The 15222-nt window shown below is 35.8% G+C and carries 28 protein-coding genes; 1 reads left to right on the top strand and 27 read right to left on the bottom strand.

The annotated features are described in order from the left end of the window. The first annotated feature begins 11 nt into the window (after positions 1-11). Positions 12-449, top strand: coding sequence for a hypothetical protein (locus C1631_RS15985; RefSeq protein ID WP_103246804.1), 438 nt, complete (start codon positions 12-14; stop codon positions 447-449). Positions 450-514: 65 nt separating this feature from the next. On the opposite strand, the gene C1631_RS15990 is transcribed toward C1631_RS15985, so the two are convergent. The 27 genes from C1631_RS15990 to rplW all read right to left on the bottom strand — a co-directional run bounded on the left by C1631_RS15990 (position 515) and on the right by rplW (position 15219). After that, complete coding sequence (locus C1631_RS15990) at positions 515-2590, bottom strand: T9SS type A sorting domain-containing protein (protein ID WP_109713398.1); 2076 nt, start codon at positions 2588-2590, stop codon at positions 515-517. 74 nt (positions 2591-2664) lie between these two features. After that, positions 2665-3186 carry a 50S ribosomal protein L17 gene (gene rplQ, locus C1631_RS15995; protein WP_047422412.1) on the bottom strand — a complete coding sequence of 174 codons (522 nt, stop codon included), beginning with the start codon at positions 3184-3186 and terminating at the stop codon, positions 2665-2667. Positions 3187-3192: 6 nt separating this feature from the next. Continuing rightward, on the bottom strand, positions 3193-4188 hold the full coding sequence (locus tag C1631_RS16000; protein ID WP_027371705.1) for a DNA-directed RNA polymerase subunit alpha: 996 nt from the start codon (positions 4186-4188) through the stop codon (positions 3193-3195). A gap of 33 nt (positions 4189-4221) precedes the next feature. After that, complete coding sequence (gene rpsD, locus C1631_RS16005) at positions 4222-4830, bottom strand: 30S ribosomal protein S4 (RefSeq protein WP_045491111.1); 609 nt, start codon at positions 4828-4830, stop codon at positions 4222-4224. 19 nt (positions 4831-4849) lie between these two features. Next, the gene (gene rpsK, locus C1631_RS16010) at positions 4850-5239 is read right to left on the bottom strand and encodes a 30S ribosomal protein S11 (protein WP_034694697.1); all 390 of its coding nucleotides are present in this window, start codon (positions 5237-5239) and stop codon (positions 4850-4852) included. A 12-nt stretch (positions 5240-5251) separates the two neighbouring features. Next, positions 5252-5629 carry a 30S ribosomal protein S13 gene (rpsM, locus tag C1631_RS16015; RefSeq protein ID WP_034738759.1) on the bottom strand — a complete coding sequence of 126 codons (378 nt, stop codon included), beginning with the start codon at positions 5627-5629 and terminating at the stop codon, positions 5252-5254. A 7-nt stretch (positions 5630-5636) separates the two neighbouring features. Continuing rightward, a complete protein-coding gene (rpmJ, locus tag C1631_RS16020; protein ID WP_007839480.1) occupies positions 5637-5753 on the bottom strand; it encodes a 50S ribosomal protein L36 in 117 nt (38 codons plus the stop codon). A gap of 62 nt (positions 5754-5815) precedes the next feature. Then, complete coding sequence (gene infA / locus C1631_RS16025) at positions 5816-6031, bottom strand: translation initiation factor IF-1 (protein WP_034684855.1); 216 nt, start codon at positions 6029-6031, stop codon at positions 5816-5818. Positions 6032-6034: 3 nt separating this feature from the next. Next, positions 6035-7414 carry a preprotein translocase subunit SecY gene (secY, locus tag C1631_RS16030; RefSeq protein WP_045491124.1) on the bottom strand — a complete coding sequence of 460 codons (1380 nt, stop codon included), beginning with the start codon at positions 7412-7414 and terminating at the stop codon, positions 6035-6037. A 9-nt stretch (positions 7415-7423) separates the two neighbouring features. Next, a complete protein-coding gene (rplO, locus tag C1631_RS16035) occupies positions 7424-7873 on the bottom strand; it encodes a 50S ribosomal protein L15 (protein WP_103246800.1) in 450 nt (149 codons plus the stop codon). A 21-nt stretch (positions 7874-7894) separates the two neighbouring features. Next, a complete protein-coding gene (gene rpmD / locus C1631_RS16040; RefSeq protein ID WP_027371710.1) occupies positions 7895-8071 on the bottom strand; it encodes a 50S ribosomal protein L30 in 177 nt (58 codons plus the stop codon). An 11-nt stretch (positions 8072-8082) separates the two neighbouring features. Continuing rightward, the gene (gene rpsE / locus C1631_RS16045; RefSeq protein WP_103246799.1) at positions 8083-8604 is read right to left on the bottom strand and encodes a 30S ribosomal protein S5; all 522 of its coding nucleotides are present in this window, start codon (positions 8602-8604) and stop codon (positions 8083-8085) included. Positions 8605-8623: 19 nt separating this feature from the next. Continuing rightward, entirely contained in the window at positions 8624-8977 is a 354-nt protein-coding gene (gene rplR / locus C1631_RS16050; RefSeq protein WP_034694689.1) for a 50S ribosomal protein L18, read from the bottom strand. Between the two features lie 15 nt (positions 8978-8992). Next, positions 8993-9538 (bottom strand): 50S ribosomal protein L6, encoded by a 546-nt coding sequence (gene rplF, locus C1631_RS16055; protein WP_103246798.1) that lies wholly within the window; start codon positions 9536-9538, stop codon positions 8993-8995. A 17-nt stretch (positions 9539-9555) separates the two neighbouring features. Beyond that, complete coding sequence (gene rpsH, locus C1631_RS16060; RefSeq protein WP_103246797.1) at positions 9556-9954, bottom strand: 30S ribosomal protein S8; 399 nt, start codon at positions 9952-9954, stop codon at positions 9556-9558. A 147-nt stretch (positions 9955-10101) separates the two neighbouring features. Beyond that, positions 10102-10371: a 30S ribosomal protein S14 gene (gene rpsN, locus C1631_RS16065; RefSeq protein WP_002983233.1), complete on the bottom strand. Its 270-nt coding sequence runs from the start codon at positions 10369-10371 to the stop codon at positions 10102-10104. Between the two features lie 3 nt (positions 10372-10374). Next, entirely contained in the window at positions 10375-10926 is a 552-nt protein-coding gene (gene rplE / locus C1631_RS16070) for a 50S ribosomal protein L5 (protein ID WP_103246796.1), read from the bottom strand. A gap of 11 nt (positions 10927-10937) precedes the next feature. Next, a complete protein-coding gene (rplX, locus tag C1631_RS16075) occupies positions 10938-11264 on the bottom strand; it encodes a 50S ribosomal protein L24 (RefSeq protein WP_076353265.1) in 327 nt (108 codons plus the stop codon). A gap of 21 nt (positions 11265-11285) precedes the next feature. Next, a complete protein-coding gene (gene rplN, locus C1631_RS16080; RefSeq protein WP_002983226.1) occupies positions 11286-11654 on the bottom strand; it encodes a 50S ribosomal protein L14 in 369 nt (122 codons plus the stop codon). A gap of 2 nt (positions 11655-11656) precedes the next feature. After that, a complete protein-coding gene (rpsQ, locus tag C1631_RS16085; protein WP_027371715.1) occupies positions 11657-11911 on the bottom strand; it encodes a 30S ribosomal protein S17 in 255 nt (84 codons plus the stop codon). Positions 11912-11923: 12 nt separating this feature from the next. Beyond that, positions 11924-12109, bottom strand: coding sequence for a 50S ribosomal protein L29 (gene rpmC, locus C1631_RS16090; protein WP_027371716.1), 186 nt, complete (start codon positions 12107-12109; stop codon positions 11924-11926). Positions 12110-12121: 12 nt separating this feature from the next. Next, positions 12122-12547 carry a 50S ribosomal protein L16 gene (rplP, locus tag C1631_RS16095; protein ID WP_034694677.1) on the bottom strand — a complete coding sequence of 142 codons (426 nt, stop codon included), beginning with the start codon at positions 12545-12547 and terminating at the stop codon, positions 12122-12124. Between the two features lie 98 nt (positions 12548-12645). Continuing rightward, a complete protein-coding gene (gene rpsC, locus C1631_RS16100; RefSeq protein ID WP_034694675.1) occupies positions 12646-13395 on the bottom strand; it encodes a 30S ribosomal protein S3 in 750 nt (249 codons plus the stop codon). Between the two features lie 7 nt (positions 13396-13402). After that, complete coding sequence (gene rplV, locus C1631_RS16105) at positions 13403-13801, bottom strand: 50S ribosomal protein L22 (protein ID WP_047096818.1); 399 nt, start codon at positions 13799-13801, stop codon at positions 13403-13405. 2 nt (positions 13802-13803) lie between these two features. Next, positions 13804-14082 (bottom strand): 30S ribosomal protein S19, encoded by a 279-nt coding sequence (gene rpsS / locus C1631_RS16110; protein WP_002983209.1) that lies wholly within the window; start codon positions 14080-14082, stop codon positions 13804-13806. A 2-nt stretch (positions 14083-14084) separates the two neighbouring features. After that, the gene (gene rplB / locus C1631_RS16115; RefSeq protein WP_103246794.1) at positions 14085-14906 is read right to left on the bottom strand and encodes a 50S ribosomal protein L2; all 822 of its coding nucleotides are present in this window, start codon (positions 14904-14906) and stop codon (positions 14085-14087) included. A 22-nt stretch (positions 14907-14928) separates the two neighbouring features. Next, the gene (gene rplW, locus C1631_RS16120) at positions 14929-15219 is read right to left on the bottom strand and encodes a 50S ribosomal protein L23 (protein WP_047376571.1); all 291 of its coding nucleotides are present in this window, start codon (positions 15217-15219) and stop codon (positions 14929-14931) included. Positions 15220-15222 lie beyond the last annotated feature (3 nt).

A 15222-nucleotide genomic window follows, 5' to 3' on the forward strand; every position in this document is an offset into this window, starting at 1 on the left:
CTTAAACAATCATGAAAAAAAGTCTTATAGCACTAAATGTTGTTATCCTATTAACGGCAATAGGATGTAAAAAATCAACTGAAAGCGGAAATACTGGAGTCATAAAAACAGACAGTTCTACAACGATCGTCACGAATAACAACGGGAAAATTGATTCGGCAACCGAGAGTTCATCCATAGTAGATGTCAATGGTAAAAGGTATGAAAAAACTGATTTTGTTTACAAAGCCACGGATGGCACTCTGGTGAAGGTTATTTTCAAAAATGATCCTAAAGAAAGTACTGTTGCAATTACCAGCAACAAAAAGACATTTACTTTACCTAAAACAGAAACCAATGGTGATGAAACCATTTATAAGAAAGATGATATGACTGCCAGAGTAAAAGGAGATAGTCTTCATCTTGAGCAAGGGAACAATATTATAGAATTGAAAAGAACTAAGATTTAGTACTGATATAATCAGAAAAATTATATGATAAAAAAACCGTTCAGTCTATTCTGAACGGTTTTTTTTTATTTTTTAATTACTTTTTCCAAATATGTTTTGCTATGAGTAGTAATTTTTACAAAGTAGTTTCCTTTTGCAAGGTCAGAAATATCTATAGAGGTTTCTTTAGGAGAATCTATATTCTTGAAAACTCTTCCTGCCATATCAACTACAACGATATTCTTTATTTGTTCTTTACTACTATCAAAAAACAAAACGGAAGAAGTAGGATTGGGATAAATTCTCATTTTATGATTGGTTTCGATTCTTGCATCATGGGTCGACAAAGTTCCGTTTACCAAATCCAATGCATAAAATCCATACGATGCCGTTCCTATTATATAGTCTTTATAAATGGCGAACTTCCCCATATTCGCTCCAGTTAAATATAATAATTTGGTTTCCAAAATTTTTTGCCAGGATACTCCATAATTTGTTGTTTTCCAAACATCCCCTTTATAGACTCCATACCCCATGCCATCATCGAAAATTTCAAAATCTGTAAACGATGATGTCCAGTTATTATTTATAAACCATGTGTTTCCAAGATCAACAGAACAGTATTGTCCTACATATATCCTTGATGAATTTCCAAAAACAATATCTCTGGGTTGATTAAACACTCCCGGAAAGTTAATGACAGTCCAAGTTATACCACCATCAATTGTTTTCATCATTTTTTCACTAGTAAGAAGAAATCCTACATTGTTATCCACAAACTTCATTACTCTCACATGTCGTCCTACTTCAAAAGGAGTTGACCATCCTGTAGTTGCATTGTAAGTAGTAACATATCCTTTATAAGAATTTGCATTGTCTCCTCTCGTTGCTATTGCGAAATCACCATTAGGTTTCATTGCAACTGCACCTGTTAAAGGATACGGAATATTTTGGGCAGTCCATGTTAAACCGCTATTTTGTGTCCTCCAAAATTCATAGGAATTATTACGAATTCCAATTCCTTTACCGTTAGAAAGTATACTTAAAGAACCGGTGGGTACATTAGGAGGCATATACTTCCAGGTCATTCCTTTATCTACAGAGACGTAACCTCCCACTGTTGCCAAATGTTTAGATGCATAAGCATTATTATACATTAAGCCTCCTCGAAGAATCCATTTGACATTTGTAGGAATCCAATGAACAAGATCTGTACTTTTAAAAATAGAATGGTTTATTTCATCACTGGTTTCATTATCTGTACCCAAAAGGAATTTCCCTCCTCCTACTGCGAGAGAAGTAAAGATATAGTATGAAGAAGGATAGATAAGAGTTGAATCCCATACTTCCCCTGTAAGAGTTCTATATAATTTGTTTGGAATACCAAGTCCAACTGCGACGAATTCATTATTATATATCTTGATATCCCTCAGGCTATTATTGATATTAGCATCAATCCAAGTATTTCCGCCATCTAGTGTATACCTTGTAGTTCCTCCGGTGAGAGTTGCAATCCCATTGAGTGGATTTTTAAAAATAATTTTATCGAATTTTTCAGAGGTCTCACTTACCTTAGTCCAGGTTGCAGCTCCATCGGTTGATTTAAAAATAAAACTCTTACCTAATGTAGCATCAGTTACACAATATCCGGTATTGGCATCGGTAAAAAAGACACTGGTAATCTTGTCTGCATAAACTGTAGGCACAGTATAGACATTCCATGTTACCCCACCGTCCATAGATTTCATTATCCTGCTATTTGTTGTACTAATAAATATCGTGTTATCATTCAGAACAAATAAAGATTGGGGAAAGTATGAGCTGGGTAATGGATGGGAAGTACCGGGAGTAGAGAATTTAGGATCGGTAATTATCAGATTATATCCTATTACAGCATATCCTTTGTTATTATGAATTGCAAAATCTGCTACTGAACTCATTTCATTGATTTGTCGCCATGTTTTACCGTCATTTTCAGTAATCAATAAGTCATCATATTCATTTTTCTTCTTTACTAAATAGCTTCCATCTGGTAAAATTTCCATTTTCACCACACGTTCTGCTTTTAAAAATGGGGTAGTAAGCTGCCAATCCGCATCTAATGACTGGCTGGAAAATAAAATACAGCATAGTATTGCTGTCAAAAGTAATATTTTTTTCATAGTTATAGTTTTTAAACAAAACGAGCCTGTGGTAATCCACAAGCTCGTTTAAGGTATTTTGAAGTGTAAACTTATTATTCTTCAGTTTTTTCTTCAGTAGTGTCAGCTTTAGCTTCTTCTACTTTTTCTTCTACTGCAGGAGCTTCAGCAACTACCGCTTCAGCTTTTTTAGGTGCAGCAGTTGATCTTCTGCTTCTTCTTGTAGCTTTTTTCTCTTCAGCATTAGGGTTGTAAAGCTCGTTGAAATCTACCAATTCGATAAGAGCCATATCAGCAGCATCACCTGGTCTGAAACCTGTCTTAATGATTCTTGTATAACCACCGTTTCTTTCAGCGATTTTAGGAGCTACAGTTCTGAATAATTCAGCAACCGCAAATTTATTTTGAAGGTAAGAGAATACTACTCTTCTGTTGTGTGTAGTATCTTCTTTTGCTTTTGTTAATAGAGGCTCAACATATACTCTTAAAGCTTTAGCTTTAGCTACAGTAGTGTTGATTCTTTTATGCTCAATTAGAGAACAAGCCATATTAGAAAGTAAAGCACTTCTGTGAGAAGCTGTTCTTCCTAAGTGATTGAATTTTTTACCGTGTCTCATTATTAATTATTTATCAGCGTCTAACTTATATTTTGCAACGTCGAAACCGAAGTTAAGACCTTTTGAATGCACTAATTCTTCTAGTTCTGTCAAAGATTTTTTACCAAAATTTCTGAATTTCATCAAATCAGACTTACTGTAAGAAACCAATTCTCCAAGAGTTTCTACTTCAGCTGCTTTCAGACAGTTTAGGGCTCTTACAGAAAGATCCATATCTGCTAATTTAGACTTAAGAAGTTGTCTTGTGTGAAGTGTTTCTTCGTCATATTGGATAGATGCTTTTACAGCTTCAGTTTCAAGAGTGATTCTCTCATCAGAGAATAACATGAAGTGATAAATTAATATCTTAGAAGCTTCAGTTAAAGCATTCTGAGGGCTGATAGACCCATCAGTTTCTATATCTAATACAAGTTTTTCGTAGTCTGTTTTTTGCTCTACACGATAATTTTCAATGCTGTATTGTACTTTCTTGATCGGCGTGAAAATAGAGTCAATAGCAATAGTACCAACAGGTGCATTGTTTGACTTATTTTGTTCTGAAGGAACATATCCTCTACCTTTTTCAATATTGAAAGTAATTTCGAAAGTTACATCACTGTTTAGGTTACAAATCACTAAATCCGGGTTCAGCACCTCGAATCCGTTGATCGACTTTCCTAAATCACCAGCAGTAATAATCGTTTGACCTGAAACTTTAGCAACAACCTGCTCGTTAGCCTGGCCTTCTGCTGCAGCTTTTAATCTTACCTGCTTTAGGTTAAGAATAATTTCGGTAACGTCTTCGATTACTCCTGGAATGGTTGAAAATTCGTGCTCTACACCTTCTATTTTGATAGATGAAATAGCATATCCTTCCAGAGAAGAAAGCAACACTCTTCTCAAAGCATTACCGATTGTAAGCCCGAAACCTGGTTCTAAAGGTCTAAATTCGAATTGACCTTTAAATTCATCAGAGTTAAGTAAAATTACTTTATCGGGTTTTATGAATTGTAAAATTGCCATATTATTGGGTTGAGCAAAAATTTGATTAAAAAATTATTTAGAGTAAAGTTCGACGATAAGGTTCTCCTTAATGTCCTCCGGAATTTGGATTCTTTCAGGAGCAGAAATGAAGGTACCTTCTTTCTTCTCATCGTTGAATTGTAACCACTCATAGTTTGACTTAGAAGCCAATGCATTGGTAACAACTTCAAGAGACTTAGACTTTTCTCTTACGGCGATTACATCACCAGCTTTTACCAAGTAAGAAGGGATATTAAGAATTTCTCCGTTTACAGTAATGTGTCTGTGAGAAACTAATTGTCTAGCTCCAGATCTGGTTTTAGCAAAACCTAATCTATATACTACGTTATCCAATCTTGATTCACAAAGTTGTAATAGAACTTCACCTGTTACTCCTTTGCTTCTGTGTGCTTTTTCAAATAAGTTAGCAAACTGTCTTTCCAAAATACCGTAAGTATATTTAGCTTTTTGTTTTTCAGCTAACTGAACTGCATATTCTGATTTTTTAGCACCTCTTCTTTTGTTAGGACCGTGTTGTCCTGGCGGTTGGTTTTTTCTCTTTTCGAAGTTTTTATCATCTCCGTAGATTGCAGCACCAAACTTTCTAGCAATCTTAGTTTTAGGTCCAATATATCTTGCCATAATGGGTAAATTCTAAAAATTAAACTCTTCTTCTTTTTGGTGGTCTACATCCGTTGTGTGGCATTGGAGTCACATCAACGATCTCGCTAACTTCAATTCCTGAATTATGAATAGATCTGATCGCAGATTCTCTACCTGCACCTGGACCTTTCACAAACACCTTTACTCTTCTTAAACCAGCTTCGTGAGCTACAGCAGAGCAATTTTCAGCTGCCATCTGAGCAGCAAATGGAGTATTCTTTTTAGAACCTCTGAATCCCATTTTACCGGCAGAAGCCCAAGAGATAACCTCTCCGTTTTTATTTGTTAAAGAAATGATGATGTTATTGAAAGAAGCCTGAATATGCGCTTCACCAATAGCTTCAACTTTTACTTTTCTCTTCTTAACTACTTTAGTTTGTTTTGCCATAATTCCTAACGATTATTTACTAGCTTTTTTCTTGTTAGCAACAGTTTTTCTCTTTCCTTTTCGGGTTCTAGAGTTGTTTTTCGTTCTCTGGCCTCTTAAAGGTAATCCAAGTCTGTGACGTATTCCTCGTTGGCATCCTATGTCCATTAATCTCTTAATGTTCAATTGCACTTCAGATCTTAATTCTCCTTCTACTTTTACGTTTTCTGAGATATAAGTTCTGATTGCAGCCAATTCATCGTCATTCCATTCGTTGACTTTTTTGTCTTCGCTGATACCGGCAGCTTTAAGGATTTCAGAAGAAGTATTTCTTCCAACTCCGTAGATGTAAGTTAAACCGATAACTCCTCTTTTGTTTTTTGGTAAATCAATACCTGCAATTCTCGCCATAATTTAATTAACCTTGTCTTTGTTTAAATTTTGGGTTCTTCTTGTTGATTACGAATAGTACACCTTTTCTGCGTACGATTTTGCAATCAGCGCTTCTTTTTTTAATTGATGCTCTTACTTTCATTTTGATAGTATTTATTTTTTACAAATGCCAAATGGAATGATCATTCCATTTGGCTAATTGTTTTAATATCTAAATGTGATCCTCCCTTTCGTTAAATCATAGGGAGACATTTCTAGTTTTACCTTATCACCAGGTAAAAGTTTAATATAGTGCATTCGCATTTTACCAGAAATATGAGCAATAAGAATATGCCCATTTTCAAGTTCTACACGGAACTGAGCGTTCGAAAGTGCTTCCGTTATAACGCCGTCTTGTTCAATATGTTTTTGTTTTGCCATAAATTAATATCCAGTCGTTCTAGACAGTTTAGACTGCATTAAGCCATCATAATGATGATTCAGCAGATATGTATTAATCTGTTGAACAGTATCTAAAATTACACCTACCATAATTAATAGTGACGTTCCCCCGAAAAATAGGGCAAACGCATCTGTCTGAACAAAGCTTCCATGCACAATTGCTGGAAGGACTGCAAAGATAGATAAAAAAATTGCACCTGGCAAGGTAATTTTTGATAAAATATCATCTAAATAATCTGCTGTCTCTTTTCCGGGTCTTACTTTCGGTACTAAACCACCATTTCTCTTCAAATCATCAGCCATTTGGTTTACCGGAATTGTAATTGCAGTATAGAAAAACGAGAAGATAATAATTAATAGCGCAAACAATACGTTGTACTGCCAGCTAAAAACATTCTTGAAACCTGCAAGAAAAGTATTGGACTCGTCGAATTTTGTTAATAATCCTGGTACGAACATCAATGCCTGAGCAAAGATAATCGGCATTACACCAGCAGCATTTACTTTCAATGGAATCCATTGTCTTGCGCCCTGCATAAGATTCTTGTTTACACCTCCTCTTGCTTGAGCTCTGCTTACATACTGAATAGGAATTTTCCTTACAGCGACTGATAAAATCACTGCTAAAAGAACTACCAACATCCAGAATAATACTTCGATAAGGATCATGATAGATCCCATTCCTCCTTTTCCGTTCTGCACGGCCATCTCCTGTACGAATGCCTCAGGTAATCTTGAAAGGATCCCCACCATAATAAGGATAGAGATACCATTTCCGATTCCCTTATCGGTAATCTTTTCACCTAACCACATTGCAAATACTGAACCACCTACCAAGATAACAATACTTGGTAACCAGAACATAATTGAATTTGGTTCTACAAAATATGCAGATTGGAACTGAGCATACGGTAAGAATAATTGAGTAATAGAAGTTAAGTAAGAAGGTGCCTGTACCAGACAAACCCCGATCGTTAACCATCTTGTAATTTGGTTCAATGTATTTCTACCTGACTCTCCATCTTTCTGAAGCTTCTGAAGATAAGGAATAGCCATCCCCATCAACTGAACAATAATAGAAGCAGAAATATAAGGCATGATACCCAACGCCATTACGGAAGCGTGGCTGAAAGCTCCCCCCGTAAACGACGAAAGCAAGCCAAGGAGACCTGCTCCTTGCTTGTTACCGCCTTGATTTTTATAATGCTCTAAGAGATCTCCCACCTCTGCAAGGTTAATTGCAGGAAGTGAGATATAAGATGCGAATCTATACACAAGGATAATACCTAAAGTGAAGAGAATTTTGTCTCTCAATTCTTTAAGACTCCAAATATTTTTAAGTGTTTGTATAAATTCTTTCATTAGTAAGTATTATAAGGTAATTGCTTTTCCACCTGCTTTAGCAATAAGCTCTTCAGCAGATTTCGTGAATTTATCAGCAGAGATTGAAACCGCAGATTTCAATTCTCCTCTACCCATAATTTTCACTAATTCGTTTTTAGAAACGATCCCGTTTGCTACTAAAACTTCTTTCGTGATATCTCCAGTGATGGATTTGTTCTCGATTAAAGTTTGGATAGTATCAAGGTTAACACCTCTAAACTCTTTTCTGTTTACGTTTTTGAATCCGAATTTAGGTAATCTTCTTTGTAAAGGCATCTGTCCACCTTCGAAACCGATTTTCTGAGAATAACCAGCTCTAGCTTTCTGACCTTTGTGTCCTTTTGTTGAAGTACCTCCTTTTCCTGTACCCTGACCTCTACCAATTCTTTTTGAGTTGAAAGTAGATCCAGCAGCAGGTTGTATATTGTTTAAATTCATTTTAATTTCTCTTTTATAAAATTATTTTTGAACTTCAAGTAAGTGACCTACAGCAGCGATCATTCCTAAGATAGAAGGAGTCGCTTCGTGCTCTACAACTTGGTGAAGTTTTTTTAATCCTAATGCTTCAAGCGTTCTCTTTTGGGTTTTTGTTCTACCAATAGCGCTTCTTACTTGCTTTACTTTAATTGTTGCCATTGTTTTATTTATTAACCGTTAAACACTTTACTTAGAGAAACTCCTCTCATTCTAGCGATCTCTTCAGGTCTTCTGATATCCAATAACGCCTTGAAAGTAGCTTTCACCACGTTGTGAGGGTTAGAAGATCCTTTAGATTTTGAAAGGATATCGTGAATACCAGCTGATTCCAATACTGCTCTTACCGCACCACCGGCGATAAGCCCTGTACCGTGAGAAGCAGGTCTTAAGAAGATATCTGCACCTCCATATCTAGCAGAAGTCTGGTGAGGAATAGTGTGGTTCATTACAGGAACCTTAACAAGGTTTTTCTTAGCATCTTCAACTGCTTTAGCGATTGCAGAAGCTACCTCTTTAGATTTTCCTAAACCGAAACCGATAGTTCCTTCTTCATTTCCTACTACAACAATAGCAGAAAATCCGAAAGCTCTACCTCCTTTAGTTACTTTTGTTACTCTGTTAACAGCTACGAGACGATCTTTTAATTCTAATCCTCCCGGTTTTACTCTTTCTATATTATCTAGTCCTAACATATTTTCCGAAATTTAATGATTAGAATTTAAGTCCACCTTCTCTCGCACCATCAGCTAGAGCTTTTACTCTACCGTGATATACGAAACCGTTTCTGTCAAATACAATACTTTCGATTCCTGCAGCAATAGCTTTAGCAGCGATAGCTTTACCAACAGCAGCAGAAACTTCAGTTTTAGTACCTTTAGCGTCTACACCTTTTTCTCTAGAAGAAGCTGATGCTAAAGTTTTACCATTTTTATCGTCGATTAACTGAGCGTAAATTTCCTTATTACTTTTGTATACAGATAATCTTGGCAATTCAGAAGATCCAGAGATTTTCCCTCTTACTCTTCTTTTGATTCTTATTCTTTTTTCTAATTTACTTAATGCCATAATACTTATAATTTATTAAGCAGATTTACCAGCTTTACGTCTAACAATTTCTCCTACGAATTTCACACCTTTTCCTTTGTATGGCTCAGGCTTTCTGAAAGAACGGATCTTTGCAGTAACCATTCCTAGAAGTTGCTTGTCGTGAGACGTTAAAGTAATAATTGGGTTTTTACCTTTTTCAGTCAATGTATCAACTTTTACTTCACCTGGAAGTTCTAATACGATACCGTGAGAGAATCCTAAAGCTAACTCAAGTTTTTGACCTGTGTGAGATGCTCTATATCCTACCCCTACTAGTTCTAGTTTCTTTTCGAAACCTTCTGATACACCAACGATCATGTTAGCGATCAACGCTCTGTATAAACCGTGAAGCGCTTTGTGTTGTTTAGAATCAGATGGTCTGTTTACATTCAGCTCACCATCTTTTTGTTCTAAAGTAATTCCTGCTGTAAGCTCTTGAGAAAGTTCTCCTTTAGCTCCTTTTACAGTTACTACACCGTTATTTTCAGTGATTGTAACTCCAGCTGGAATTGTTATAATTGCTTTACCAATTCTTGACATTTTCCTCTGATTAAAAATTAATAAACATAGCAGATTACTTCACCGCCTACTTTCTCTTCTCTAGCTTTCTTATCAGTCATTACTCCTTTAGAAGTAGAGATGATAGAAATACCCAAACCGTTTAGTACTCTTGGAAGCTCAGCTGAACCTTTGTACTGTCTCAAACCTGGTCTAGAAGCTCTTTGAATAGACTTGATAGCCGGTTTGTTGGTTTGTTTGTCATACTTTAAAGCGATTTTGATCACTCCTTGAACAGCGTTATCTTCAAACTTGAAGTTTAAGATATACCCTTGATCAAATAGGATCTTAGTAATCTCCTTTTTGATTTTCGATGCAGGAATTTCCACCACTTTGTGGCCTGCGCTTTGTGCGTTCCTTACTCTTGTTAGGAAATCTGAAATTGGATCTGTTACCATTTTTCTTTTATAAATTATTGGTTAAAGAACAATCAGTATTGAAAAGACTTGAAGATTAAAATATCAGACGTCAGAAATCTTCGGTCTGATATTTTTATTCTCTAGTATCTTGACAACTTAATTGTCCCGATTTTTAATTAGTAATTATTACCAACTAGCTTTTCTTACACCTGGGATAAGACCGTTGTTTGCCATTTCTCTGAAAGTTACTCTGGAAATACCAAACGTTCTCATGTATCCTCTTGGTCTACCTGTCAGTTTACATCTGTTGTGTAATCTTACAGGAGAAGCATTTTTAGGTAATTTTTGAAGTCCTTCGTAATCACCAGCTTCTTTAAGAGCTTGTCTTTTAGCAGCGTATTTAGCAACTAGTGCTTCTCTTTTGCGCTCACGCGCTTTCATTGATTCTTTAGCCATTTCTTAGTTCTTTTTAAATGGTAAACCGAAGTGAGTTAGTAATGCTTTAGCTTCTTTATCTGTCTTCGCAGTAGTAACGAAAGTGATGTCCATCCCCTGGATTTTTTTCACTTTGTCGATTACGATTTCAGGGAAGATAATCTGCTCAGTAATACCTAAGTTGTAATTACCTCTACCATCGAAACCATCTGCTTTGATCCCAGAGAAATCTCTGATACGTGGTAAAGCAGAAGCAGTAAGTCTGTCTAAGAACTCATACATTCTGTGAGCTCTCAACGTTACTTTTGCACCTACAGGCATTCCTTTTCTTAGTTTGAATGCAGCTTCATCTTTCTTAGAGATCGTACCAACTGCTTTCTGACCTGTGATGTTTGTCAATTCTTCTACAGCATAATCAATGATTTTCTTATCTGCAGTAGCATCTCCTAAACCTTGTGATACAACGATTTTCTCTAATCTAGGTACTTGCATGATTGACTTATACCCGAATTCTTCCATCATTGCAGGAACAATTGTCTCTTTATATGCTTTTTTGGGTCTTGCTATAAATTCCATGTTAATTCAAATTATAAAGTTTCACCCGTTTTTTTGTTAATTCTTACTTTCGTATCTCCTTCGATTTTGTAACCGATTTTGATAGCTTTTCCGTCTTTACCAACTAAAGCTACGTTTGAGATATGAATAGAAGCTTCCTTTTCAGTAATTCCTCCTTGAGGATTAGAAGCTGAAGGCTTAACGTGTTTTTTAACGATGTTAAGTCCTGCAACGATTACTCTTGGGTCTCTACCTTCTTTCTTGATCACTTCAATAACTTCACCAGTTTTACCTTTGATATCTTTCTTACCAGTAGTAATGATTACGTTATCTCCTCTTTTTATTTTTAACTTTGACATTTCTTTAAAAAATTTTAAAAATTAAAGTACTTCAGGAGCTAATGAAATGATTTTCATATATTCTTTGTCTCTCAACTCACGAGCAACCGGTCCGAAAACACGTGTTCCTCTCATTTCTCCCGCTGCGTTTAGTAATACACAAGCATTGTCGTCGAATTTGATGTATGAACCATCTTTTCTTCTTACTGCTTTTTTAGTTCTTACTACTACAGCTTTAGATACCTGACCTTTTTTAGCGTTTCCTGATGGTGTAGAATCCTTGATAGTAACAACGATTTTATCACCAACTGAAGCATATCTTCTTCTGGTTCCTCCCAGAACTCTGATAACTAGTACTTCTTTTGCACCTGTGTTATCAGCAACTTTTAATCTTGATTCTGTTTGTAACATTATTACTTAGCTTTTTCAATGATTCTTACTAATCTCCATCTCTTGCTCTTGCTCAAAGGTCTAGTTTCTTGGATCAAAACTGTATCACCTTCTGTGCATTCGTTGTTCTCGTCGTGTGCAGTATATTTTTTCGTTTTCAAAACGAATTTACCGTACATCGGGTGCTTTACTCTTGTAGTTTCACTAACAACAATAGTTTTTTCCATTTTATTGCTGGAAACCACTCCGATTCTTTCTTTTCTTAAATTTCTATCCATTGTAAAATGAAATTATTGTTTGTTAGTTAACTCAGTGTTTAGTCTTGCGATTGTTCTTCTCAAATCTTTGATTTGAATCGGGTTTTCAATTGGGCTGATCGCATGAGCTAATTTCAATTTAGAATATTGAGCTTTTGCTTCAGTTAATTGAGCTTGAATATCACCCGCGCTTAAATTTTTAATATCAGCATTTTTCATTGTATTCAAAGATTATAGAGGTTTAACAAAATCGTTAGCAACGATGAATTTAGTAACTACTGGTAATTTTTGTGCCGCAAGTCTAAGAGCTTCCTTAGCGATCTCGTAAGGAACACCTCCTACTTCGAACATAATTTTACCTGGCTTTACTACAGCTACCCAGTATTCAACAGCACCTTTACCTTTACCCATACGTACTTCCGCTGGTTTTTTAGTAATTGGCTTATCCGGGAAGATTTTGATCCATAGTTGACCTTCTCTCTTCATATATCTTGTCGCAGCAATACGAGCTGCTTCAATCTGTCTTGCAGTGATCCAAGCTCCTTCCGTTGCTTTGATCCCAAAAGTTCCGTATGCAAGTTGACTACCTCTTTGGGCATTCCCCTTCATCTTCATCTTGTGAACTCTACGGAATTTGGTTCTTTTTGGTTGTAACATAATTTCTAAATTTTAGATTTTAGATTTTAGATTTTAGATTTTTTTTAATTTTAAAAAAGTAACGGTAATTTAAAATTCAAAATTTCTAATCTAAAATTTTAATTATTATTGTTATTGTTGTTGTTTTTTCTAGGTCTTCTGTTGTCTCTGTCTCCACCTCTGTTTCCTCTGTCTGACTGACCTCCTTTTTTCTGTTGTCCCACTAGTGGAGAAAGTTCTCTTTTACCATAAACTTCACCTTTCATGATCCAAACTTTCACTCCTAATCTACCGTAAGTAGTGTGAGCTTCTGCCCAGTGGTAATCAATATCAGCTCTGAAAGTTGACAATGGAATTCTTCCTTCTTTGAAAGATTCTGATCTTGCCATTTCAGCTCCGTTCAATCTACCAGAGATTTGAACTTTGATACCTTCAGCACCCATTCTCATAGTACTTGCCATTGCCATTTTAACAGCTCTTCTGTAAGAAATTCTGTTTTCAATTTGCTTAGAAATACTATCAGCAACTAGTACAGCATCTAATTCAGGTCTTTTGATTTCGAAGATGTTGATTTGAATATCCTTACCTGTAAGTTTCTTCAATTCTTCTTTCAATTTATCAACTTCCTGACCTCCTTTACCGATGATAAGTCCCGGTCTAGCAGTAGTAATTGTAACTGTTACTAATTTTAGTGTTCTTTCAATATAGATTTTTGAAATACCACCTTTAGATAATCTAGCCTCAAGGTATCTTCTGATTTTGTAGTCTTCAGCGATTCTGTCTCCATAATCGTTTCCACCAAACCAGTTAGAATCCCATCCTCTGATGATACCTAATCTATTACCAATTGGATTTGTCTTCTGTCCCATACCTTGATTAATTTTCTTTATTACCTAAGATTAATGTAACGTGGTTAGATCTTTTTCTGATTCTATACCCTCTACCTTGTGGAGCTGGTCTTAGTCTCTTCAATTGTCTTGCACTATCCACGAAGATTTCTTTAACGATAAGGTTAGCTTCTTCAATATCCGCACCTTCGTTTTTAGTCTGCCAGTTTGCCATAGCAGAAAGAAGTAATTTTTCTAACTTATTAGAAGCATCCTTCTTAGAATATTTTAGGATATAAAGAGCTTTATCTACCTGCTCTCCTCTAATGATATCAGCAACTAATCTCATTTTTCTTGGAGAAGACGGGCAATTATTTAATGAAGCTTTTACAACGTCTTTGTTAGCTTCTTTTCTTGCGATTGAACTATCTTGTTTTCTTGATCCCATGATTATCTGCTTCCTTTGTTTTTGTTACCACCATGACCTCTGAAAGATCTTGTTGGAGAAAATTCGCCTAACTTGTGACCAACCATGTTTTCTGTAACATATACAGGGATAAAAGATTTCCCGTTATGTACTGCAATAGTTTGTCCTACGAAGTCCGGAGAGATCATCGATGCTCTAGACCAAGTTTTGATAACTGTCTTCTTACCAGACTCTATATTTGCCTGAACCTTCTTATCTAAAGTATGATGAATGAACGGTCCTTTCTTAAGTGATCTTGCCATAATTATTTTCTTTTAGATACGATGTAACGGTTAGACACTTTGTTTTTCTTTCTAGTTTTGTAACCTTTAGATGGTTTACCGTTTCTAGATCTTGGGTGACCTCCTGAAGAACGTCCTTCACCACCACCCATTGGGTGATCTACTGGGTTCATTACAACCGCTCTTGTTCTTGGTCTTCTACCTAACCATCTGCTTCTACCAGCCTTACCTGATACTGTTAATTGGTGGTCAGAGTTAGAAACTGATCCAATCATTGCATAACATTCAGTAAGGATCATTCTTGATTCTCCTGAAGGCAATTTGATGATTGCATATTTTCCGTCTCTTGAAGTCAATTGAGCTGAAGAACCAGCACTTCTTGCTAAAATTGCACCTTGACCAGGCTTCATTTCAACACAAGAAATCACAGTACCTAATGGAATGTTTTTCAACTTCATTGCGTTCCCTACATTTGGTTCTACGCTTTCACCAGAAATTACTTTCTGATCAACTTTGATACCGTTTGGAGCGATGATATATCTCTTCTCTCCATCTGCGTACTCTAATAAAGCGATAAATGCAGTTCTGTTTGGATCGTATTCTACAGATTTTACAGTGGCTTCAACGTTTGCTTTGTTTCTTTTGAAGTCAATAATTCTGTATTTCTTTTTGTGTCCACCTCCGGTGTAACGCATGGTCATTTTACCTGTTTGGTTACGTCCACCTGACTTTTTAATACCAACTGTTAGAGATTTCTCTGGTTTGTTGGTAGTAATTTCCTCAAAATTGTTTACAATTCTGAATCTCTGTCCCGGGGTGATAGGTTTTAATTTTCTAACAGACATTACTATTATTTATAATTAATAATTAATTTACAGCAAAAATATCGATAACCTCACCTTCAGCAAGTTTGATTACCGCTTTTTTCAATTTATTTGTCTTTCCTACTTGAAGACCTTTTTTAGTGTATTTTGAAGAAACCTTCGGAGCATAAATCATTGTGTTAACGTCTGCTACTTTTACACCGTAAGCTGCTTCAACAGCTTTTTTAATCTGGATTTTATTCGCCTTAGGATCAACTAAGAAAGAATAAGAACCTCTTAAATCTGTAAGGTAATTAGCCTTTTCTGAAATAACTGGTTTAATAATAATAGACATGAC

The sequence above is a fragment of the Chryseobacterium phosphatilyticum genome, from assembly GCF_002899825.2.
GTDB classification, from domain to species: Bacteria; Bacteroidota; Bacteroidia; order Flavobacteriales; family Weeksellaceae; genus Chryseobacterium; species Chryseobacterium phosphatilyticum.